Annotated in this window: 23 protein-coding genes; 10 read left to right on the forward strand and 13 right to left on the reverse strand. The window is 61.6% G+C overall.

Features of this window, described 5'->3' with window-relative positions; translation table 11 throughout:
* The first annotated feature begins 339 nt into the window (after window positions 1-339).
* From ACXAF3_RS03215 to ACXAF3_RS03225, 3 genes are all read left to right on the forward strand, one after another.
* A complete protein-coding gene (locus ACXAF3_RS03215; RefSeq protein WP_475110836.1) occupies window positions 340-1077 on the forward strand; it encodes a carbonic anhydrase family protein in 738 nt (245 codons plus the stop codon).
* A 117-nt stretch (window positions 1078-1194) separates the two neighbouring features.
* The gene (locus tag ACXAF3_RS03220; protein WP_475110837.1) at window positions 1195-1545 is read left to right on the forward strand and encodes a DUF1801 domain-containing protein; all 351 of its coding nucleotides are present in this window, start codon (window positions 1195-1197) and stop codon (window positions 1543-1545) included.
* Window positions 1546-1555: 10 nt separating this feature from the next.
* Window positions 1556-1879, forward strand: a complete 324-nt coding sequence (locus tag ACXAF3_RS03225) for a TfoX/Sxy family protein (protein WP_475110838.1) — start codon at window positions 1556-1558, stop codon at window positions 1877-1879.
* A 41-nt stretch (window positions 1880-1920) separates the two neighbouring features.
* Here the strand turns inward: ACXAF3_RS03225 and ACXAF3_RS03230 are convergent, their stop codons facing one another.
* The 4 genes from ACXAF3_RS03230 to ACXAF3_RS03245 form a co-directional block, all read right to left on the reverse strand.
* Window positions 1921-2742: a hypothetical protein gene (locus tag ACXAF3_RS03230; protein WP_475110839.1), complete on the reverse strand. Its 822-nt coding sequence runs from the start codon at window positions 2740-2742 to the stop codon at window positions 1921-1923.
* Window positions 2742-3107, reverse strand: coding sequence for a hypothetical protein (locus tag ACXAF3_RS03235; protein WP_475110840.1), 366 nt, complete (start codon window positions 3105-3107; stop codon window positions 2742-2744). Before ACXAF3_RS03235 ends, ACXAF3_RS03230 begins: the two co-directional genes overlap by 1 nt.
* A 138-nt stretch (window positions 3108-3245) precedes the next feature.
* Window positions 3246-3830: a DUF4231 domain-containing protein gene (locus ACXAF3_RS03240; protein WP_475110841.1), complete on the reverse strand. Its 585-nt coding sequence runs from the start codon at window positions 3828-3830 to the stop codon at window positions 3246-3248.
* A gap of 146 nt (window positions 3831-3976) precedes the next feature.
* Window positions 3977-4594 (reverse strand): MliC family protein, encoded by a 618-nt coding sequence (locus ACXAF3_RS03245; protein WP_475110842.1) that lies wholly within the window; start codon window positions 4592-4594, stop codon window positions 3977-3979.
* Window positions 4595-4882: 288 nt separating this feature from the next.
* Between ACXAF3_RS03245 and ACXAF3_RS03250 the strand changes: the two genes are divergently transcribed.
* From ACXAF3_RS03250 to ACXAF3_RS03270, 5 genes are all read left to right on the forward strand, one after another.
* Entirely contained in the window at window positions 4883-6259 is a 1377-nt protein-coding gene (locus ACXAF3_RS03250) for an SLC13 family permease (RefSeq protein ID WP_475110843.1), read from the forward strand.
* A gap of 172 nt (window positions 6260-6431) precedes the next feature.
* A complete protein-coding gene (locus ACXAF3_RS03255; RefSeq protein ID WP_475110844.1) occupies window positions 6432-7100 on the forward strand; it encodes a DNA-3-methyladenine glycosylase I in 669 nt (222 codons plus the stop codon).
* Window positions 7101-7151: 51 nt separating this feature from the next.
* Window positions 7152-8039 carry a dienelactone hydrolase family protein gene (locus tag ACXAF3_RS03260; protein WP_475110845.1) on the forward strand — a complete coding sequence of 296 codons (888 nt, stop codon included), beginning with the start codon at window positions 7152-7154 and terminating at the stop codon, window positions 8037-8039.
* A 388-nt stretch (window positions 8040-8427) separates the two neighbouring features.
* A complete protein-coding gene (locus tag ACXAF3_RS03265) occupies window positions 8428-9393 on the forward strand; it encodes an efflux RND transporter periplasmic adaptor subunit (RefSeq protein ID WP_475110846.1) in 966 nt (321 codons plus the stop codon).
* A 3-nt stretch (window positions 9394-9396) separates the two neighbouring features.
* Window positions 9397-12540 carry an efflux RND transporter permease subunit gene (locus ACXAF3_RS03270; RefSeq protein WP_475110847.1) on the forward strand — a complete coding sequence of 1048 codons (3144 nt, stop codon included), beginning with the start codon at window positions 9397-9399 and terminating at the stop codon, window positions 12538-12540.
* A 32-nt stretch (window positions 12541-12572) separates the two neighbouring features.
* On the opposite strand, the gene ACXAF3_RS03275 is transcribed toward ACXAF3_RS03270, so the two are convergent.
* From ACXAF3_RS03275 to ACXAF3_RS03300, 6 genes are all read right to left on the reverse strand, one after another.
* Window positions 12573-12902 carry a hypothetical protein gene (locus ACXAF3_RS03275; RefSeq protein WP_475110848.1) on the reverse strand — a complete coding sequence of 110 codons (330 nt, stop codon included), beginning with the start codon at window positions 12900-12902 and terminating at the stop codon, window positions 12573-12575.
* A gap of 70 nt (window positions 12903-12972) precedes the next feature.
* Window positions 12973-13446, reverse strand: coding sequence for a tRNA-uridine aminocarboxypropyltransferase (locus ACXAF3_RS03280; protein WP_475110849.1), 474 nt, complete (start codon window positions 13444-13446; stop codon window positions 12973-12975).
* A 124-nt stretch (window positions 13447-13570) separates the two neighbouring features.
* Window positions 13571-14065 (reverse strand): hypothetical protein, encoded by a 495-nt coding sequence (locus ACXAF3_RS03285; protein ID WP_475110850.1) that lies wholly within the window; start codon window positions 14063-14065, stop codon window positions 13571-13573.
* Window positions 14066-14250: 185 nt separating this feature from the next.
* Window positions 14251-14610, reverse strand: coding sequence for an NlpC/P60 family protein (locus tag ACXAF3_RS03290; protein ID WP_475110851.1), 360 nt, complete (start codon window positions 14608-14610; stop codon window positions 14251-14253).
* A 509-nt stretch (window positions 14611-15119) separates the two neighbouring features.
* Complete coding sequence (locus ACXAF3_RS03295; protein WP_475110852.1) at window positions 15120-15506, reverse strand: DUF2750 domain-containing protein; 387 nt, start codon at window positions 15504-15506, stop codon at window positions 15120-15122.
* Window positions 15507-15702: 196 nt separating this feature from the next.
* Window positions 15703-17091, reverse strand: a complete 1389-nt coding sequence (locus ACXAF3_RS03300; protein ID WP_475110853.1) for a glutamine synthetase family protein — start codon at window positions 17089-17091, stop codon at window positions 15703-15705.
* Window positions 17092-17425: 334 nt separating this feature from the next.
* Here ACXAF3_RS03300 and ACXAF3_RS03305 point away from each other — a divergent pair, with 334 nt between their 5' ends.
* On the forward strand, window positions 17426-19282 hold the full coding sequence (locus ACXAF3_RS03305; RefSeq protein WP_475110854.1) for a cation:proton antiporter: 1857 nt from the start codon (window positions 17426-17428) through the stop codon (window positions 19280-19282).
* Between the two features lie 56 nt (window positions 19283-19338).
* Here the strand turns inward: ACXAF3_RS03305 and ACXAF3_RS03310 are convergent, their stop codons facing one another.
* On the reverse strand, window positions 19339-19635 hold the full coding sequence (locus ACXAF3_RS03310) for a hypothetical protein (RefSeq protein WP_475110855.1): 297 nt from the start codon (window positions 19633-19635) through the stop codon (window positions 19339-19341).
* A gap of 266 nt (window positions 19636-19901) precedes the next feature.
* Here ACXAF3_RS03310 and ACXAF3_RS03315 point away from each other — a divergent pair, with 266 nt between their 5' ends.
* Entirely contained in the window at window positions 19902-20585 is a 684-nt protein-coding gene (locus ACXAF3_RS03315; protein WP_475110856.1) for a spermine/spermidine synthase domain-containing protein, read from the forward strand.
* Between the two features lie 50 nt (window positions 20586-20635).
* Here ACXAF3_RS03315 and ACXAF3_RS03320 read toward each other — a convergent pair whose 3' ends face one another.
* Complete coding sequence (locus ACXAF3_RS03320) at window positions 20636-21127, reverse strand: arsinothricin resistance N-acetyltransferase ArsN1 family B (RefSeq protein WP_475110857.1); 492 nt, start codon at window positions 21125-21127, stop codon at window positions 20636-20638.
* A gap of 64 nt (window positions 21128-21191) precedes the next feature.
* On the reverse strand, window positions 21192-21335 hold the full coding sequence (locus ACXAF3_RS03325; protein ID WP_475110858.1) for a hypothetical protein: 144 nt from the start codon (window positions 21333-21335) through the stop codon (window positions 21192-21194).
* Between the last annotated feature and the right edge of the window lie 152 nt (window positions 21336-21487).

A 21487-nucleotide genomic window follows, 5' to 3' on the forward strand; every position in this document is an offset into this window, starting at 1 on the left:
CGTCCAGCTCTGCGTTGAGAAAGCTTGAAATAGAACCACTATTCCTGCGCTTTCTCGCCTTGATCTGAACGCTTTGGCTGTGCGCCTTTGTTACCGAACTTTCCGCATGGACCCCTAGCAGGCTGCTGAAAAAGTATTTTTCAGCAGCCTGCTAGGGGCGAAGCTCCGGTGCAAGGCCGGGGCTTCGAGATTTCCTGGCGCCGCTCTCAGCGGTGCCCCATCCCTCTCCACTCCTTTTCCCGCTTCGTCCAGCAGTACTGACGCGCACAGGAACCCTGCCCGGAAGTCCGACCCGCTAGACTGAGACTGAATCCTCCTCAAGTGCCCCGGAAAATACCCATGTGTGACCAGTCGAAGCCCGGCAACCACAAACTAAACCGCCGCGACCTGTTGAAAGGTGCGCTTGCCGGCGGTCTTCTCGGTGGCGGATTGCTGTCTTTTGCCGGAGTGAGTTTCGCCGCCGCACTGACCAGGGCCGAGCGGGATGCGATGAGTCCGGAACAGGTAATCGAGATGCTCGAGGCGGGCAATCAGCGCTTTCGCAGCGGCAGGATGCGACAGTACGATTACCTGGCTCAGAAGCGCGCCAGCGCCTCCGGTCAGTATCCGGCGGCGGCGATACTGAGTTGCATCGACTCGCGCACCCCGGCGGAGATATTGCTGGACACGGGGTTGGGAGAGGTGTTTAACACGCGCATTGCCGGCAATATCTGCAATGCGCATATTGTCGGCAGCTTGGAATTCGCCTGCGCCGTGGCCGGTGCCAAGGTCATCCTGGTCGTCGGGCATACGGCCTGCGGCGCAGTGAAAGGCGCCATCGACGAGGTGCAGTTGGGCGCGCTCAGCGGGCTGCTCGAAGAGATCAGGCCGGCGATAGCTGCCACCGAGTACGCAGGCGAAAGGACCGGTGAGAATGCGGAATTCGTGGACCTGGTGGCGGCCAGCAACGTGCGGCGTTCCATCGCGCAGATTCGGGCAGGCAGCGAGTTGCTTTCGCAACTCGAAAACGCGGGTAAGATTCAGATTGTCGGGGCCATGTACCACCTGGAAGGCGGTCGCTTGCGGCTGTTAGAGTGAAAGCCGCCTTTTGGGGCGAGTGACCCCGCGAGTGGCCCGACCAATCGGTTTATGCTGCACCATCAGTTTAATATTCTCTGCTACACTTAAAAGGTCACTCAAAATAATTTTTTACAAATGGTGCAGATTCCGAAACAGATCGCCGAATACATCAGCTTGCTGCTGCCCGAGCGCAGCGAGCGCATACACGCTCTGCACCAGTTTATCCTCCAGCATCACCCCGATGCGCAGGTTTCCCTGAAGTACAAGATGCCCACCTATGAGTCGGGCGAGGGCTGGGTGGCGGTGGCCAGCCAGAAAAACTATGTGTCGCTCTACACCTGTGCGCGGGAACATATCCAGCCCTATATCGACAAACACCCCGAGGTTAAATGTGGCACCGGCTGCCTGAATTTCCGCGACGGCGATGAAATTGCCTGGGCGGATCTGCAACCGGTGCTGGCTTCCGCATTCAGCAAAGGTCGCTAAGGAGGTTGCTATGGCATATAACGAAGAACTGGCGGAAAAAGTGCGGGAACTGCTGCAGGACAACGAGGGCCTCACGGAAAAGCAGATGTTCGGCGGTCTCGCCTTTATGCTGAACGGCAATATGGCCTGCGGCGTCGTGGGTGAGGAGCTGATGGTGCGTGTCGGGCCGGACAACTACCAGGAGGCCCTGGCGGAACGCTACACGCGGCCGATGGATTATACCGGCCGGCCCCTGAAGGGCATGGTGTACGTGGAGGAGGATGCGGTGGCGGCGGACCTGGATGACTGGGTAAACCGCGGCGTCGAGTTCGCCGGCTCACTGCCGCCGAAATAGATTCTTAAAAAAGCCGGCAGGGGCTGCCGGCTCAGGCTCGGTTACCAGGGCTGAATCTGGAAACCGAGCTGCACGATACGGCTGTCCTCCAGGTCGAAGGGCAGTTTTCCCTCGCCAAAAGTCAGTGCAAAGTTGTTGGGCAGGTAGAGGGCAATGGTGGAGTAGCTGTATTCGTCCAGGCCGGCGGCGCGAATCAGCGCCGGTGCATTCTGCTCCCGGTATTCGTTGTAGGTGAGTTCCACCTTGTGCACCGGGCCGGCATTGTCCAGGCGGTAGGCGTATTCCGCCCGCAGATGTACCCGGTCGAAATCCTCCATCTGATTTCCGAGCAGCGCCTTGCGGCTTTCGTCGCCGGACGGGTCCACGCTGCCGTAGGACAGGCGCAGCAGCAGGTCATCCCTGAGCGCGTTCTGTGTAAGCGCGCCCTTCGTCGCCAGCGCAAGGGTGCCGCCGTACACAGCCTGGTGGTCGTCAAACTTCTCATTGCCCTCCTGGGCATAGAAAGTGCCCAACTGGATAACCGAGTTTTCCCCCAGCAATGAGTCCAGGTCTGCGCCCAGGTCCAGCTTGAGCTCGCTGAAATCCTGCGGATTTTCATCCAGCAGCGCCACGCTGCCGCTGGCTTCCAGCTTGGCCCGCGGCTGCCAGATTTGCGTCACGTCCCCGCCCCACTGGCGGTAGGCGCCGCCGAAGGTGCGCCTGTACTGATAGTCCAGGGTCACGCCGCCGCCCTCGCTCGTCGAGGCGTTGCCGGCGTTCAGTTCCAGTTTCAGCCCCTTGATCCCCGGGCTGCCGGCGGTGTCCTCGGCAAAGGCACTGCCGCCGGCCAGCATCGCGGCAATTGCAAACAGGATTCGGCGCATCACTCTGTCTCCTCCGCGTAGAAAACCGCGTGCAGCACCGCGGCGATGGACAGCAGCGTGGCGTCCTTGTTGGAAAAGACCTCCGTCAGGCCGCTCAGGGATTTTGTGTACTGCGCCAGTTCGAGGCCGCTCTTAGCCAGGTAGCGCTTTCGAAACGCATTCAGAAACGCCTTGGCATTGGTCTTCGCGTGCATCTCCGGTTCGCTGCTGGTATGAAAAAACAGCAGCAGCTCGCCGATGGTGGTTTCGCCGGCCTCGGCGAACGGCAGCCCGTCCTCGTCGAAGGCGTTGAACAGGTCGTCGGCTTCGAGGATGCGGTAGGTGGCGAGACAGGCGGGATTCTCCCCCCAGGTCAGGTTACTCATCTGGGCAGTCCTTCTTCTTATTGGTTGTCGACTATGGGCATCCGGTGGCGGCGCCATTAAAGCACTGTTCTGTGATGCGGCGCAAAAAGTGGGCCGTTTAGCGGGCGTCCGGCCGGCTTGGCCGCCTGAAACGGCCCGCTAGAGCGATGGGGCCGTCTCTTCCGCCGTGTTGTTTTTGTGCCGGGCTATCTCGCGCATGCGCTCCACCAGCGAGGGCTCGCGCTCCGCTTTCTGGTTCTGCACCCGCAGCGCCTCGCGGTAGACCTTGTCGGAGACTATGTACTCCTCGGCGCGCTGATTGATCTCGCTGTAGCGGCCGTTCAGCTCCTCGATTTTCCGCGACAGGTGTTCCAGGTCCAGGATGCCGTCGAAATAGAGCGCGATCAGGCGCTCGCACTCGCGGGCAATGGCCAGGTATTCGTTGCCCGCCTCGCGGTGGCCTTCGTAGTTTTTCTTGAAATTGAAAAACGTCTGTACGCCGCCGAGCAGAGCGGTGACCAGCGCCAGGCCGGCGCCGGTCCATTTGGTCCAGTCCGGTAGCTCTGCGTTGATCAGCGAGAAGAACAGCGAGCCCAGGAACAGGTTGATGACCACGATCGGCACACCGCAGAGCACATGCAGATTGCGGCCGCGCATCGACGCGCGAAAGTGGCTGTGCTTGCACAGGTGGGCATTCCAGCGCAGTTTATCCAGGACTTCTACGGTGTTGGGGATATGGTGCATGAATCCATTCGGCCAAGACTGTCGGAAGCTATAGTTTGCCGATTGGCGACCGGATGTACAGGGCTTTTGATCCGGCAACGCACTGTGTAGAGGGGGTGAGGCGGCACCGGGATGTGCCGCCGCCGGGCCCCTATGGAGGCTTCGGGCTATTGTCGCCGGGATTTCACACAGCGCATTTCCTCGGCGCCATAGCCCCAGGTGATCAGCGCTTCGCCCTGGTGTTCCCACAGGCTCTCATTGCGCCCCCGGTACCTGGCACCGCTGGCGCTGGGCTGCAGGTACATCAGCGAGACGCTGTCGCCGCGCTCGGCGATCAGGGTCGGCGGATCCGTGTGGAAGAAGGTGGCCACGACCTCGTTGGCGGGGCTGTCGCCACAGATATAGGTGACGGGGCCGGTGCCCGCGACCAGGCGGTAGCGGGCCTGCAGCTCGGCGATACGGTGGCGGTAGGCGTCCGCCACGCACTGCCTTTTATCTTCGCTCTTCCAACAGTCGTTGCGGCCCTTGATCCAGCCGCGCTGCTCCGCTTTCAGCACCGGCGGTCGCTCGCCGGTGGCCTTGGCGGACGCCGATGCGTAGACATCCGCCAGCTTGCGGTCCAGTGCCGCCAGGTCGCCATCGTCGCAGATCATCGCCTCGATGCTACCGCTTTCGACCCGCTCGCAGGCAAAGGACGGGCCGCCGTTTTCGGCCGCACAGCCCAGCGGAACGCAGCCGAGGGTCAGTATCAGCGGGCGGCAGGCGCGGCGGAGAAATGGGGGCATGGTCGCACTCCTCGGTGGTGTGGTTGGGGTCGCGAATCGGGCCTTCGGCGGCAGAAATCCGTTTAACGATAGCCCAACGGCCGTATCTCTGTCAGGTTGGTCAACGGTCGCCGGGGTTGGCGGATGCCGGATGCGGTCTGCGCGGGCGCCACAACCCGCTCGCCCGGATTCAGGTATGCTGCCTGTCCGCGATTCGCATACGGGGCGGAAGATTTTTCGCGGTAAAATAGCGCCAATAAAGAAGAGGCCGGCAACCGCACGGCGCGCAGTCTTGGGGAAGGTTCATTCATGTCGATAAAGCGACAGCACTTCATCGCGCTGGGGCCGCTTGTGGCCGCAGTTTTCTATGGGATTCTGGGCAGCCTGGGTATGCCCCATGCCGCCGCCGCGACCGCGGCCATCACGCTGCTGACGGTGATCTGGTGGGTCACCGAGGCGCTGCCGATTCCCGCCACCTCGCTGGTGCCCTTCGTGTTGCTGCCGCTCGCCGGTGTGGCCGATCACAAGCTGGTGGCCTCGTCTCTCGGCAGCCATGTGATACTGCTGCTGATGGGCGCCTTTATGCTCTCCAAGGCGCTGGAAAAGAGCGGTGCCCACGAGCGGCTGGCGCTCTACATGCTGAAACTGGTCGGCCTCTCCAGCGGCCGTCGCCTGGTGCTGGGCTTTATGCTGGCCGCCGGCCTGCTCAGCATGTGGATCTCCAATACCGCCACCACACTGATGATGCTGCCGATCGCGCTGGCGATACTGTCGCGGATCGACAACCAGCGCCTGACCATCGCACTGATCCTGGGCATCGCCTACGCGGCCAGCCTCGGCGGCGTAGGCAGCCCGCTGGGCACGCCGCCCAATGTGATCTTTATGGGGATTTACGAGGAGGTCACCGGCAGCGAGTTCAGTTTCGCCGAGTGGATGGCCATCGGCCTGCCGGTGGTGCTGGTGACGCTGCCGCTTATGGCCCTGTGGCTGACGCGCAAGGTGCACCTGGACAAAGCGCTGGAAGTGCCGCAGGTGGGCGAGTGGCGCCCCGAGGAGAGGCGCACGCTGATCGTGTTCGGTATCGCGATACTCTTCTGGGTCACCCGCAACGAGCCGTTCGGCGGCTGGAGCGGATGGCTGGGTATCGAAGGCGCCGGTGACAGCACGGTCGCGCTGGCCGCGGTGGTGCTGATGTTCCTGGTGCCGGACGGCAAGGGTGGCCGCCTGCTGGACTGGCAGACGGCGGAGAATATTCCCTGGGGCATGCTGTTGCTGTTTGCCGGCGGTATCGCCATCGCCAAGGGCTTCGCCGCCTCGGGCCTTTCCGACATGCTCGGCAACGGCCTCTCCTTCCTGACCGCCATGCCGCTGTGGCTGATGCTGGTGCTGTTGTGCCTGTCGGTGACCTTCCTGACCGAGATCACCAGCAACACCGCCACCGCGACGCTGTTGATGCCGATACTCGCCGTCGCGGCGGAGTCGGCCGGGTTCGATCCTATGGTGTTGATGATTCCCGCCGCCATGTGCGCCAGCTGCGCCTTTATGCTGCCGGTGGCCACGGCGCCGAATGCGATCGCCTACGGCACCGGCAAGGTGCGTATGCAGGATATGGTGCGCGAGGGCGCGGTGCTCAGTGTGCTCGCTTCGCTGATTATCGCAGGTATGAGTCGCCTGCTGCTGGTTTGATCGAAGCTAGGAAACCTCTGGATAACTCCATGGCCTCTCTGCGGGGTATTCACTCGCTGCCCCGCGGCGCTGGCCTGTGCGGCACTGGCCTGCTATAACCGGGCGCAATCGTTGAGCCGGCAACCAGACAGGTTGCCGGGTCAACGGTGACAGAGAGGAAAGGAAGGCGAAGATGCGCGAATTCAGCGAGATTGAAGCGGCGGTAGTCGAGCGGTTTGGGGGTGAGGAGGCGCTGCAACGGCGCCTGACCAGGCCCAAGTCTCCGCGCACCATCGGGAAAATCCCCGACGGGCGCTGGCTGTCTGAGGCCTCCAGGGCCGTGTTCCAGGCCGGCTTCAACTGGAAGGTGGTGGACAGCAAGTGGCCGCGGATCGAGGAGATATTCCGCGGCTTCGACCTGCGCTTCTGCCGCTTTCTGTCCGACGAGGCGCTGGAGGGCCTGATGCGCGAGGACGGCATGATCAGGCACTGGAAGAAGACCAAGTCCATTCCGCTGAATGCGGATTTCTTCTGGCAATTGTCCGAAGCTCACGGCGGGCTGGGCAGCTATTTCGCCAGCTGGAACAGCGCCAACTACGCCGACAACCTCCGCGCGCTGCAGAAGGGCGGAGACAGGCTCGGCGGCAAGTCTGCGCAGGTGTTCCTGCGCCGCATGGGGGTGGATACGCTGGTGTTCTCCAGTGATATGGTGAAGGCGCTGGTGCGCGAGGGTGTGGTGCAGAAAACGCCGTCGTCGAAAAAGGACTGGGCCGCGCTGCAGGAGGCGATTGAGAACTGGCAGCGGCAGTCGGGGCGCAGCTTGAATGAGATCAGCCAGATACTGGCTTACTCCGTGGGTTAGTGGCTTCGGTGGCTCGACGTTGCTACTTTTCATTCGTAGGAGACAGGGATTATGTGTGATGAGCTGACCAACAAAGATGTGGAAGCCTTTTTCCGCAGTGGGAGCATGACCCGTCGGGAATTTGGCAAAGCGGGCTTGGGCGCGGCGCTGGCGATGATGCTGCCGTTGGCGTCGCGGGCGGAAGCGGTGGTCGAAGAGCGTGTAACCGTGTCGACACCCAGTGGCGAGGCGGACTGCTATTTCGCGCACCCGGCCAAGGGGCGGTATCCCGCGGTGATCCTGTGGCCAGATATTTTCGGTATGCGCGCGGCCTTCCGCCAGATGGGCAAGCGCCTCGCGGAGTCCGGCTATTCGGTACTGGTGGTCAACCCCTATTACCGCACCACTAACCAACAATTGATCCCCGACGACGCGGCGGTGATCGATCCCGAGCTGCGCAAGCGAATCTGGCCCAGGGCGAAAGCTCTGGCCGGAACTCTGTCGCCGGCTACGGCGGTCGCAGACGGTCGTGCTTTCGCCGCGTTTCTAGACCGGCAGCCGTCGGTGGACACGGGAAAGAAGATGGGTGTCGTGGGCTACTGCATGACCGGCTCCTATGCGTTCCGTCTGGCGGCGGATATGCCGGAGCGTATCGGTGCCGGGGCCTCCTTCCACGGCGGCGGTCTGGTGACCGACAGCGTAGACAGCCCCCACCGGCTGGTGCCGAAAATCAAGGCCGGCTTTCTGATCGCCATTGCGGAGAACGATGACGAGCGCGATCCCGGGGCCAAGAGCGTATTGCGGAAGGCTTTTGACAGCGCCGCTGTACCGGCCGAGATTGAAGTTTATGAAGGCGCTCTGCACGGTTGGTGCCCGCCGGATTCGGCGGTATACAACCGAATTCAGGCGGAGCGGGCCTGGGAGCGGCTGTTGGCACTGTTTGAACGCAATCTGGTTTGAAGCTGTTGCCCGCGCCGTAAGCCGTAGATGACAAGGGCTCGCGGCGCATAGCGCCGCAATAGCCGTTTCAGGGCCGAAGGCACCGCGCCAGCGGCCGGAGCGAAATATTTGGCCGCCAAGTCAATCGAGAATCTTCCCCGCCCCAGCCTCAGCGGGCCTCAGGAAGGAGCGCAATCTTTACGTTTCTTGAGGGTTGGCTGAGTGACAATTGCGAATTAGAACTATTAAGCTGTATGCCTCCCCTTACCCATTGGTATGACCAAAACAGTTTACCGGAGGTATCTTGAAGCCAGCTATTTCAGGGCGTATTTGCCGTTCCCGGAGCGCGAGTGTTGGCGCCGGCTTTCTGGCCCTTGTTCTGCTCGCAGGCTGCGAGGCGGAGAATGAGATGGTTCCGGCGGTAAAAATGACCCCGGCACAGCCGGTGGTAACGGAAACCGTGACCTGGATGCCGCGCAATGTGCGTATCGAGGCGGTAGGCACGTCGCGGGCGGGCAAGAGCGTGACTCTCTATCCGGAGGTGAGCGGTGAGGTCGTCGAAGTTTCCTTCAACACCGGCGACAAGGTGAAAACTGGTCAGACCATTTTGAGGCTTGACGACCGCGACCAGCGCCTGGCGGTAGCCCAGGCTCGCGTGGCGCTGGAGGATGCCGAACGGCTCCTCAGCCGCTATGAACGCACCAGGGGATCCGGCAGTGTTACCCAGAGTGCGCTGGACGATGCGCGCAGTGCGGTAGAGCGCGCCCGGCTCAGCCTTCAGCGGGCCCAGGTGGCGCTGGGTCACCGTTCCATCGAGGCGCCGTTCGATGGCTATGTCGGCATCACCGATCTCGATCCCGGCGCCCAGGTGGCACCCACTACGGCGATTACCACCATCGATGATCGCAGCACCCTGTTGGTTACCTTTCAAGTGCCGGAGCTGTTTCTCGGGCAGATTGATAAGGGCCAGTCGATCTCTGTGGCCACCTGGGCCAACGGCAGCCCGGAACACTCGGGCGAGGTCACGGATATTGACAGCCGTGTCGATCCCCGCACCCGAACCTTCGCGGTGCGCGCACGGGTGGACAATAGCGAAGACCTGCTGCGCCCCGGCATGAGCTTCCGGGTGGCTCTGAACCTGATATCCGGGCGCTATCCGGCGGTGCCGGAAGTGGCGCTGCAATGGGGCAATGACGGCGCCTTCGTCTGGGCGGTTGAAGAAGACAGGGTGAGACGTGTTCCGGCTACGGTAGTGCAGCGGCTGCAGGGCGTGATTTTGGTGAAAGCGGATCTGCCCGAAGGCATGCCGGTGGTGACCGAGGGTACCCAGCGGATGCGCGAGGGTCTGCCCATAGCCAGTATCGCGGGGTTGTAATTCATGCGCGACCATCCGACCGGCAAAGCTTACGAAAACAATCCCATCGATACCCAGCGCAGCGATCTGGCGTCACTGGCCATCCGGCGGCCGGTGCTGGTGCTGGTGCTGAATCTGTTGATCGCCATTGCCGGTATCGCTGCGTTCAGTGCGGTGGAGGTGCGCGAACTGCCCGATGTGGATGTGCCCGTAGTGTCTGTGCGCGGCGAGATGCCTGGCGCATCACCGGAGACGATGGACTCAGAGGTGACCAGTATTGTCGAAGGCGCGGTGGCCCGGGTTTCCGGCATCAAGCATATTGAGTCGTCGAGCGAAGAAAACAATTTTCGTATTCACGTCGAATTCAATTCCAACGTCGACCTGGATACCGCCGCGTCCGATGTGCGCGAGGCGGTGAGCCAGGTGCAGCGGGAATTGCCACAGGATGTGGAGCAGCTGGTGGTGGTGAAGGCTGCCGATCGCCCGGAACCGGTTATGCATCTCGCCGTTACCAGCGACCAGTTGCGTGACGAGGCGCTGACTTACATTATCGAAAAAGACATTATTCCCGAGCTGATATCAGTTCCCGGCGTCGCCGATGTCCCCATTTCCGGTCAGCGACAGCGGGTATTGCGCGTGGTAGTGGACCCGCTGCGCCTGACGAGTTTCGGCCTGTCCGTCAGCGATGTGGCCGCTGCCCTCGAACAAGCGCCCCTGGATGTACCCTCGGGCAGCTTCCAGTCGGAGGACCAGCAGTTGCTGGTTCGCGCCGATGCCTCTACGGTCACCGAAGCGCAGGTACGGGAGATCATTATCAGTGGCGATGTCCGTATCGGTGATGTCGCGCAGGTTTCCTTCGGCCCCGAGGATGTACAGTCGCTGGTGTATTTGAACGACCGACCGGTGATCGGCCTGGGTGTGGTGCGCCAGGCCCAGAGCAATACCATCGAAATCAGCGACGGCGTGCGCCGCGCGGTGGCGCGGCTCAACCAGCGTTTCGACAACCTGGAAATCACTATCACCGAAGACCGCGCTGTATTTATTCGCGGCTCGGTGAAGGAAGTGGTCACCAGCCTGTGTTACACGGTGCTGATTGTGATTGCCGCCATCTGGCTGTTCTTCGGCAAGCTCCGCACGACACTGGTGCCCAGCACCGCGATCCCGATTGCACTGGTGGGCACCTTGGCGGGAATCTGGCTGATGGGGTTTTCCATCAATATTCTCACGCTGCTGGCGATAGTGCTGGCCACGGGGCTTGTGGTGGATGACGCGATTGTGGTGCTGGAGAATATTCAGCGGCTCAGAGGCCTCGGGATGGGCGCCCGCGCCGCCGCGGTGCTGGGCACGCGTCAGGTGATATTCGCGGTGCTCGCCACTACCGCGGTTCTAATCAGTGTGTTTATTCCCATTGCGCTGCTGCCGAGCACGGCTGGCCGCATGTTCCGCGAGTTCGGTCTGGTGCTGGCCACGGCGGTGGCGCTGTCTTCGGTGGTGGCGCTGACACTGGTGCCGATGCTCACCGCGCGAATCACCCGGGACGATCGGGATAAGGGGCGAAACAGCGTCTACGAGCGGCTGGCGAGGTATGGCGAACGCATCGGTACCGGTTATCAACGCAGCCTGGTTGCCTGCTTGCGCCATGGCTGGCTCAGTTTTTCCGCTGCGCTGTTGTTGGCGGTGGGAGCGGGATTCCTCTATCAGGTACTGGGCAAGGAGCTGCTGCCAGCGGAGGATCGCGGTGTCATCCGCGTGGATGCCACTGGTCCTGACGGTGTCGGCCAGAATTATATCGGTCGCCAGGCCGAGCATATCGAGGATGTGGTACGGCCGCTGGTGGCGCGCGGCCATGTCACCGATATCGTCACCGAAATCGGCCGCTATGATCCGAACCGCGCCCGGGTCACGCTGCCGTTGGCCCCCTGGGATGCGCGTTCCGTTTCGCAGCAGGCACTGACAGAGGAGATTCTCGGGCCGCTGGAGGCAATTCCGGGGGCGCGCATCCGTGTCAGCAGTCCCAACAGCCTGTCGCTGCGCGGCGGCGGGGGCGGCATCGAGGTCGCGCTGGTGGGCAACGACTATTCCCGTATTTACGAAGCGTCCCGGCAGATGGCGCGTGCCATTGAGGACCGTCTGCCCCACCTGGGCCGGCCGGATATCAGCTATAGGCCCACGCAGCCGCAACTGTCGGTTGAAATCGACCGCCGCCGCGCGGCGGATCTGGGCGTGCCGCTTCAGAATATCGCCACCACCCTGCGTGTCGTGGTCGATGGCCTGGATGTAGTGGACCTGAATGTGGGCGACGAATCCGTACCGGTTATGCTCGAAGCCGCCAATACCACGGTTTCCTCTCCGGAGGACCTGGTCAACCTCTATGTGAAGAGCGAAAGCGGCGACCTGTTGCCGCTGTCGAGCATGGTCAGCCTACGCGAGGAAAGTGTGGCTGCAGAACTGGACCGCCACGGCCAGCGCCGCGCGATCGAGATCGACGCGGGCCTGGAGCCCGGCTATCCGCTGGCCAGTGCGGTCGAGGAGCTGCGCAGCCTTGCCAACGAAATACTGCCGGAAGACATCGGCATCGTGTTCCTGGGCGAGGCGGACACGCTGGAGGAAAGCTCGCGGGAAGTGGCCATGACCTACGCCATCGCAGCGCTGGTGGTCTTTCTGGTGCTGTGCGCCCAGTTCGAGGGCGTCAGCAGCGCGGTGATCGTGATGACCACGGTTCCGTTCGGTCTAGCGGCGGCGGTCTACGCGCTCTTCCTGACCGGTACCACGGTCAACATCTTCTCGCAGATCGGGCTGGTGATGCTGATCGGCCTGATGGCCAAGAACGGCATCCTGCTGGTGGAGTTTGCTGATCAGCTGCGCGACCGTGGCCACAGCGTCTATGAGGCGGTCATCGAAGCGGCGCGGGTGCGCTTGCGCCCCATCGCCATGACGATGCTCTCCACAGTGCTCGGTGGCCTGCCCCTGATCTTGAGCAGCGGTCCCGGTGCCGAGGCCCGCGCAGCCATAGGCTGGGTTATGTTCGGCGGCCTGGGCCTGGCGGCCCTGTTTACCCTCTACCTGACGCCGGTGGTTTACCTGGGACTAGGGCGCTTCCACAAGCCGCGTTCGGTGGAGAGCGACAAGCTCGAAGCAGAGTTGCGGGCAGCTGCGGGGCGATCCTAAAAGCCGGAACTGAAAGCGGAAAGATGCGCCGATCAAATTGCCGCGAGCAATGTGCCGATCAGCAGGCTGGCGCCGATCAGAATCAGGCCCTGGATGATGGCGATCAGAATGGCTTTCAGGTAGCCGGTGCCCAGCACCAGCATATAGGCGATGGCCGCCAGCGGTATCGCAATCAGCAGACCGTATTCCTCGGTCACGCCGGGAATCATGCCACCGACAAAGCGCTGGATAATTACCGCCAGCAGCAGCGCGAACAGGCAGTGGAAGGCGCCGGTATTGCGGGCGCCCAGCATGGCTGCGGCCATTTTCAGTGGCAGTACCAGAACGGCCAGTATCACGATCAGTAGGATGATAAATTCCATTTTTCGGCTCCGTGTTAGCTCGTGGGGAACTGCTCTACTGAATATTACCTTTTGTGTCCGGCGGCCGCGATCAGGGGCTGCTATGTGGCGCCTGGTTGAACTGCATAAACGCGGTCTGCAGCCGGTCGGCTGCCCCGTTCTCACCGAGTCTGCGCAGTATCTCGATCACGCACTCGGCGGTACACAGGCCGCCCTGCGGCTGGTTGCGCCGCAGGCGGTAGCTGGAAACGGCGTCCGCCCCGATGGTCGCGCGTGGGGCCGCCTGCAAATAGGGACTGCGGTTATAGATTTTACGGGCTTCCTGCCAGGTGGCGTCGATCAGTATCACACGGCTGAAATCTTCCAGCCGTGCGGGTGTTGAATCCTCCGTGGGGTAAACCAGTACCGCTTCGCCGCGCTCAATAAGGCCCACCAGTGTCGGATCCGGCTCTCGGCGCGCCCAGAGCACGCGCTCGACCAATTCCCCGCAGTGTTGCAGGGCCAGCGTGCCGGTGTTGGTCTTGCGGGTGAGCTCGCGCTCGTGTGTCAACAGCGTGATTTTCATATCTGCGCCGGTCGGGCCTGTCCCTACCGGACTGCCATTCGCGGTAGGAGGTCGATAGAGGAGGTCAAGAGGGAGGGCGCACATTGGCGCGCTGCCGTGCTTTGCCCCGCGCTTGCCGGCCCTGTTAGGGCCCGCCGCGAAACAATAGCGAAACAAAGGCACAGACGGCAACCAGCAGCAGCCAGCTGACACCGAGCAGGTAGGTAAAGGCAGCCAGCTCTGCCAGATGGCCGAATGTCACCAGGGCGACCAGTGCGATAATCGTCAGTGAGCCCGCCGCCAGCGCCACGACCACCGCCGTGGGCATGGCGATTTTGCCGCGCAGAAATTCGTTACTGGCTCTGAGCGCGCCTCCCAGGTGCACGATGCCGAGCACCGGTGTGCAGATACGCCACAGCCAATAGTCACTGTGAACGGCCAGCTGCACGACCAGTGGCAATATGGACAAGCCGAGGGCCGATAGGCTGGTAAACAGCAGGTGGAATATGGTGTTTCTCTCCCCCTGGGTCCACGCGTCGCGCCCGCGGTGCAGAAAGACCAGCACCACGCCAATAAACCCGGCCAGGGTCACCGAGACCTCGGCCAGTGTCTGCAGTACGCTCGTATCCTCGGGGTTCATGTCGGCTCGTCCATTGCGCGCTGTTGTCCGGGCTTCGCCAGCGTTGCCCCACAATTTAAGCCTAGCGCGCGTATTGATGCCAATACCCCGGAAAAGGGGGGCGCGACTGCTGGTGCCGGGAGCTGCTGCGATGCCGTAATTTTCTTCGGGAAGGCTAACTCCGCGTGATCGCGTCGGGCATCAGGCTACACCCTTCGCGCCTGCCAGTATTTGTCGCGCCAGTAGTAATCGGTCAGCCGCGAAATCGTCACGCCGTGCTTTGTCGATGCGTGCAGGAATTTGTTGTCTTCGATGTAGATGCCGACGTGCCGGCTGTTCGAACCGGTCTTGAAAAACACCAGATCGCCGGCGCGCAGCTCGCTGCGCTTGATCGCCTTGCCGACCAGGGACTGGTATTTGGTGGTACGGGGCAGCTTTATGCCGAGGTGATCGCGGTAAATGGCCAAGACCAGCCCGGAACAATCGATCCCCCGTTTGCTCATGCCGCCGAGTAGATAGCGGGTTCCCTTCCATTCCCGGTGCTGCAGATACAACTTTTCCTTCACGCTCCTGTCTTTCTCAATGGACTTGGGAGGTGCCCGCCGCGGCTCTTGCGGGGTTTGTGCGGTGGGGTCGGCAGCCGGTTCCGCAGGGGGCTGCCTGTACGGGGCGAGGCTACAGCCCGTGGTCGTGGCTGTCAGGACAAGAAGCGGTACCAGCAGTCTCTTATTCATCGGATCTTATCGTTAGCAAAGCGGACTTCTCAGTCCCATACCGGCATGGCAGGACGACGTGCCGGTAACTGCGGTTCAACTCCGGCGCAGACGGGAAGTTACAAATGGTACCAGTGTGCAAGGTGGGGCTGAATGGAAACTGAACAGCCGGGTGGGTAGCGTATAGCCTGGCGCCAGATACGCCGCGTTCGCCCGGCGCGGTGATTCGGCCGGCAACAGGCGTCTGCTCTGGCCCGGCAATACTGTGCCGTGGCTGCTGCGGCTCAGTGGGGATTGCGCCGCAGCAAGTCAGCCGCAGTACAATTTTTGATCAGGTGTCTGCGATTGGTGGACGCATTCGCTCAGAAGCGGGACAGCTCATCGCGCAGGTCCTGCCCCAGATCTGCCGGCTCTGTGAGCCAGACGCTCTTGTCCGGGCCGGGGAACACTCCGATTTCGATACCGTCTCTCTCCAGCCCCGCCAGCCATTTGTTCAGGAACTGGGGCAGGGGAATATTCCTGGGCTTGAGGTCAGTGTCGTCGCCGGCATAGTTTGCGGCAAAATCCGCGGCGGGCCACACCGGCAGGTACTCGAAGCCGCCGTGTTCGTCCGAGTGCAGCTTCAGGAAGTGCTCCTCGCCGTTGACCAGTATCCAGATTTCCCTTTCCTCACCGACCAGGTCGAGGAAAACCTCGAAGCGCTCCCCAGTGCTCAGGCCCAATATTGCGTCCAGCTCTTCTTTGCTCATAGTGTGATTCGATTCTGTTGGTTGGAATCCCGGGGCGGAACCATCCGAATGGTGGCACGGTGCGCCTGGCGTGTCGGCCGGGGGCAATCAAAAGTTTGGACAGCGTAAAGCCATGGTATCAAACACTGTCACAGGTTCGCGCTAAAAAACCTGGCTTTGTCCCGAATATCAATCATCGGCGTGGCTCACGCGCAGCCTACACATTCAGCAACAGGTGCTCGCGCTCCCAGGGTGAGATCTCGCGGTGGAACTGGCGCAGCTCTTCCTTCTTGACTTCCGCATACAGCCGGCAGAAGTCCTCCCCGAGCGCCTGGTGGACGTCGTCCGCATCGGCAAAGATACGCAGCGCCTCGTCGAAGGTGGTGGGGATATAGGACTCCGCACGCTGCCCGTCATCCAGCTCGCCCTCCGCCGGCGCGCCCGGCTCGATTCGACTCACCATGCCCAGGTAGCCGCAGGCCAGGCTCGCGGCGATCGACAGGTACGGATTGGTGTCCACACCGATCACCCGGTTCTCCAGGCGGCGATCCTGGGCGCCGGAGTGCGGCACCCGCAGGCCGGTGGCGCGGTTGTCGTAACCCCAGGCGAGATTGGTCGGCGCACTGGAATTGGCTTCCGATTCGAAACGCCGGTAGGAATTGACGTTCGGCGCAATCAACGGCATTACTTCCCGCAGGTGTTTCTGCGTGCCGCCGATAAAGTGGCGGAACAGGTCTGTCGCATTGCCGTCGCCATCGGAGAAGATATTCTGCCCGCTGGCGACATCGACCACGCTCTGGTGCACATGCATGGCGCTGCCGGGCTGGTCGCGCATCGGCTTGGCCATAAAGGTGGCGAACATATTGTTGTTCAGCGCCGCCTCCTTGATGATGCGCTTGAAGTAGAAAACCTGGTCCGCCAGCAGCAGCGGGTCGCCGTGGGTCAGGTTGAACTCCACCTGACCGGCGCCGTCCTCCTGGATCACCGAGTCGATTTGCAGGCCGGCGGCCTCGGCATAATCGTAGATGGTATCGATCACCGGGCCGTATTCATCGACGGCGGACATCGAATAGGACTGCAGCGCGGTGCCGGAGCGACCGTTGCGGCCGACTGGCGGCTGTATCGGCTCATTGGGGTCGATATTCGGCTTGGTCAGGTAGAACTCCAGCTCCGGGGCGACCACGGGCCGCCAGCCGCGCTGTTTATACAGGCCGATAACGTGCTTGAGAATATTCCGCGGCGCGCAGAAAATCGGCTTGCCGTCCCGATCCTGCAGGTCGTGAATGATCTGCAGCGTGGCCTGCTTGGCCCAGGGCACCGCCATCGCCGTCGACATATCCGGCACCAGCAGCATATCGCTCTCGGCCCACTGGTTGACGATATCCATTTCCACATCCTGGCCGGTGATGGTCTGGTAGAAAATGGAAATCGGCAGGAAGATCGGCGTCTCCGGAGAGAACTTCTTCAGCGGCATCGCCTTGCCGCGGGACATGCCGTTCAGGTCGGGAACGATGCACTCCACCTCATCCAGCCTGCGGCCATTGCGGTAGGCCTGGAAGGCCGCGGGTAATTTGTCCAGCCAGGAACGGCTATCAGGCTGATTCATGGTGACTCCGGCAACGAAAATGGTTGGTGGCCATTTGGCCAAAATAGGCCCGCAAGGGAATGGCGCCTGAGGAAAGCTTACCGGGTATTGGCGCCCGCGCCCATAACGACGTCTTCTTTTTCTGTCTGTTGGGCGGCGGAGATACTTGCACCAATTTCGCTATGGCCTCTGGCTTTTCCCGATGCATCGCCGCAAGTGCAGGTACTTCCTCGGCGCTGGCAATCGGGTGGGGGCGTAGCGCATGACATCGGGCCCGAGTCATTGAATTACGGCGGCGATTCGCTGACGTATAATCCCGCGCTCAAGTATCTATCGCAATCGGCTGATCCCCGCTATGGAACAAATTCTCTCGAATCCAATGGCCCTGCTGGTGATGGTGGGCATCGTCTCGATTGCGTGTCAGTACCTGGCGTACTTGCTCAAGCTGCCGGCGATACTGCCGCTGCTTGTGGCCGGGCTCGCGCTCGGGCCTGTGACCGGCGTGCTCGACCCGGATGCCCTGTTCGGCGACCTGCTGTTCCCGCTGGTGTCACTGGCGGTCGCGATCATCCTGTTCGAGGGGGCGCTGACGCTGAAGCTGTCGGATCTCGCCGGGCACGGCACCATGGTGCGCAATCTGTGTACGCTGGGTGCGCTGGTGACCTGGCTGATCGCGACCCCCGCCGCCTACTATGTGCTCGGTATGCCGATGCAGCTGGCGGCGCTCTTCGGTGCCATCGTCACGGTGACAGGGCCGACGGTCATAATGCCGATGTTGCGCTCGGTGCGCCCGAATACGCGCATCTCCAATATCCTGCGCTGGGAGGGGATCGTTATCGACCCGATCGGCGCGCTGCTGGCGGTGCTGGTGTACGAGTATGTTGTGGCCGCGCAGGATGCCGTCGAGCACACGCTGGTGATTCTGCTGCAGGTAGTGGCGATCGGCCTCGGGCTCGGCTCCCTGATGGGGCACTTTCTCGGCACGCTGCTCAGGAACAACTGGGTACCCCACTACCTGCGCAATACCGCGGTGCTGACGCTGATGCTCGGTGCCTATGCCGCCTCCGACCTGATGGCCCACGAATCCGGACTGCTGACGGTGACCGTGATGGGTATCTGGATGGCGAACATGAAGGGCCTGGATGTCGACGATATTCTCGAGTTCAAGGAGACCCTCAGCGTACTGCTGATCTCGGCGCTGTTCATCCTGCTGGCTGCGCGGGTGGAGTTGTTCACGCTGACGCAGTTGGGCTGGGGATCGCTGCTGGTGCTGGCGGCGATCATGTTCGTCGCGCGGCCGCTGTCGGTGTTCCTGTCGTCCCCGGGCTCGGGGTTGAACTGGCGCGAGCTGGCGATGCTCAGCTGGATTGCGCCCCGCGGCATCGTCGCTGCGGCGGTGTCCTCGCTGTTTGCGCTGAAACTGGATGCGCTGGGGCTGGCAAAGTCCGAACTGCTGGTGCCGATGGTGTTTCTGGTGATTATCGCCACCGTCGTCCTGCAGAGCCTGACCTCCAAGGGCATTGCCAAGCTGCTGGGCGTGCGCGCTCGCTACCCGAACGGTTACCTGATATTCGGCGGCAGCAGGTTTGCGCGCTTGCTGGCCAAAGACCTGATGGACAAGGGCGTTCCCGTCGTTGTCGCGGATACCAACTGGGACGCGATCAGCGAGGCGCGCATGGAAAATATCCCCACCTACTACGGCAACCCGGTCTCGGAGCACGCCAGCCTGACGATGGATCTCTCCACGGTCGGCAAGGTGCTGGTGCTGTCGCCCTACAAGCAGCTGAACCCGCTGGTGGCCTATCACTTCGAGCACCTGCTGGGCAAGGGCTCGGTACTGGGGCTGAGCCAGGGTGCGCGGGAGGAGCGGGCCAGCCACCGGGTGTCGGAGGACTACGCAAAAAAACTGGAACTCTTCTCGGAGAACGCAACCTACGGCCGCCTCGCCAGCCTGGTGGCGAAAGGCGCGACTATCAGGACCACGCGCCTGACGGAAACCTTCACCATCGAGGACTACCGGGAAACCTACGGCAACCGCGCCACGCGACTCTATGCGCTGGACCCGCAGGGCAGGGTGCATATCAATACGGTCTCACACGAATTCGAGCTTGCGGCCGACTGGCAGATCGTCAGCCTGATCGCGCCGGAGGAGGGGGCGGAGAAGGCCGCGGACAGTGCGTTATTGCAAGACGGCGATGTTTCGCTTGGCTAGAGCGGCAGTATTTTTTTGCGCGGTAATTTGCAGAAGCAGTAAATTAAATGTTTACCCTATGCTTTATCGACCTCTTCGTTCCACTGATCTTCATATCCTGCGCGCTCAAGGTAGCCACCGAGTGAATTGTAGAGTTTCTCGGTCCAATACTGGGGGCTTCCCTCACAGGGTAAAGTCACTTTCTCTTCAGCTGACTTATTGACCACAGCCCAGAAGAACCTGCTCAAATGAATAGCTTCCTCTTTTGACGTGACAAAGCCCTTGGTTAAAATCTCCTTGGACAGGGTATCATCCAGGAGGTCTGAGAAGTAAAGGGCAACAGTTTTCTCTTCGTTGTATTGGTATTCGATCATGCTATGGAATCCCTCGCATCCTTGATTACCGACATGCGATCGGCAATCCATTTCAGCTTATCTACTAGCTGGTAGACAACAAGCTATATCCTTTGATAAATCGTAACAAAAAAGATTATTTAAATATTGCTCTGTTCCGAGTAGGGCTAAATATTATGCTTTACATGTAAAACATAAGTCCCGACCAGAATGGCATTCGGTAACCAATACGGCGAGGTTTTATGCTACATTGCTCGCCCTATCTCCCCCCACCGCGAGCATACGCCATGAAACCCTGGATCGAACTCGGTACCGCCCCTATTCCCAACAACGGCGGCATACTCACACTGCGCCAGCGCGATCAGGAGTTTTCCATCTCCCTGTCCGGCCCCCGCGGCGAACTGATGAACAGCCGCCGCTTCAACAGTGAGCGGCAGCTATCGCTGCTGGGCTGCGCCCACTTGAAGAGGCATAAGAAAGCCCGCGCGGTCGTCGGTGGCATGGGCATGGGGTACACGCTGGCCGCCGCCCTCGAGGTACTGCCGGCCGATGCCGAGGTCATTGTCGCCGACCTGATCCCCGAGGTAGTGGAGTGGAATCGCGGGCCGCTGGGGGCCTGCGCCGGGCGGCCACTGGACGACAGCCGCTGCACTGTGTATATCGGCGACGTGCGCGAGCTGCTGGAAAGGCATGACGGTGCCTACGACGCCGTGCTGCTGGATGTCGACAATGGCCCCGAGGGGCTGACCCACAGCGACAACAACTGGCTCTACTCCGTCGACGGCACCAGCAGTATCTACAACAGCCTGACGCCGGGCGGCATGCTGGCGGTGTGGTCGGCGGGCCCCGACAGGCTATACGTCCGGCGGCTGAGGGAGGCCGGCTTTGACGCGGAGGCCAGGACGGTGCGCGAGCGCCCGGGCAAGGGGGCGCGACATACGATTTTTCTGGCCAGGAAAGCGCCCGCGTAACGCGCTGAAGCAGATCGCCGGACAGCCATGAGTTTCAGGTTCAGGCCGATTCAGGTCTCAAGAAAACACTGCCAGTAACCCACATCCACCCACTGTCCAAACTTGCGGCCCACCTGCTTGAAATGGGCCACTTTCTCCATGCCGAACTTCTCGTGCAGCGCGACACTGGCGGCATTCGGCAGCGCGATACCACCGATTACCGCGTGTATTCTCCGCAACTTCAGCTGCGCAAGAAGCTCGGCATACAGCCTGGAGCCCCAGCCTTTCGCCGTGGCATTGGGGTGCAGATACACCGTAACTTCCACCGAATACCGATACGCGCAACGTCCCTTCCACTTGCTGGCGTAACAGTAACCTACCAGTTGGCCATCGTCTTCCGCCACCAGCCAGGGAAGATTGTCGGCCTCACATTCCTCGATACGACGGGCTATTTCCGTGGCCGCCACCGGCTCTATTTCGAAGGTGACGCAGGTGTTCTCGACATAGTGGTTGTAGATTGCCGCGATACCCTGGGCATCGTCACTGCGCGCTTTGCGAATCATGACTGCATCTCTTCGATGCTGACCCTCGCTGTGGGGTGTCTGCACTTGGTCTGTGAAATTGCGCCTACCGATCCGCCGGATGATTGGCGCCGTCGTAGGTGGGAATGCCGTCCAGCGACACCGAGGCGCCAATGGCGCCTCTCCTGCGGCACAGGGAGCAATCGCTGCGGCGGATATCCACCAGGCCCTGCGGTAAATCGAGCTCCAATTCGACGGCGCCACAGTGGCAGGATACACGGTGCCCGGGCGGGCCATTGGCGGCGCGAGACGTCGATACTAGCAAGCAAGTTTAAAAAATGGGGCCAGCTGTTCAAAATCTTGGCGCGTGGTTGCTTTGCTGGTTCAACGCCAGCCTATTGA

The organism is Microbulbifer sp. ABF4_143 (assembly GCF_056160225.1).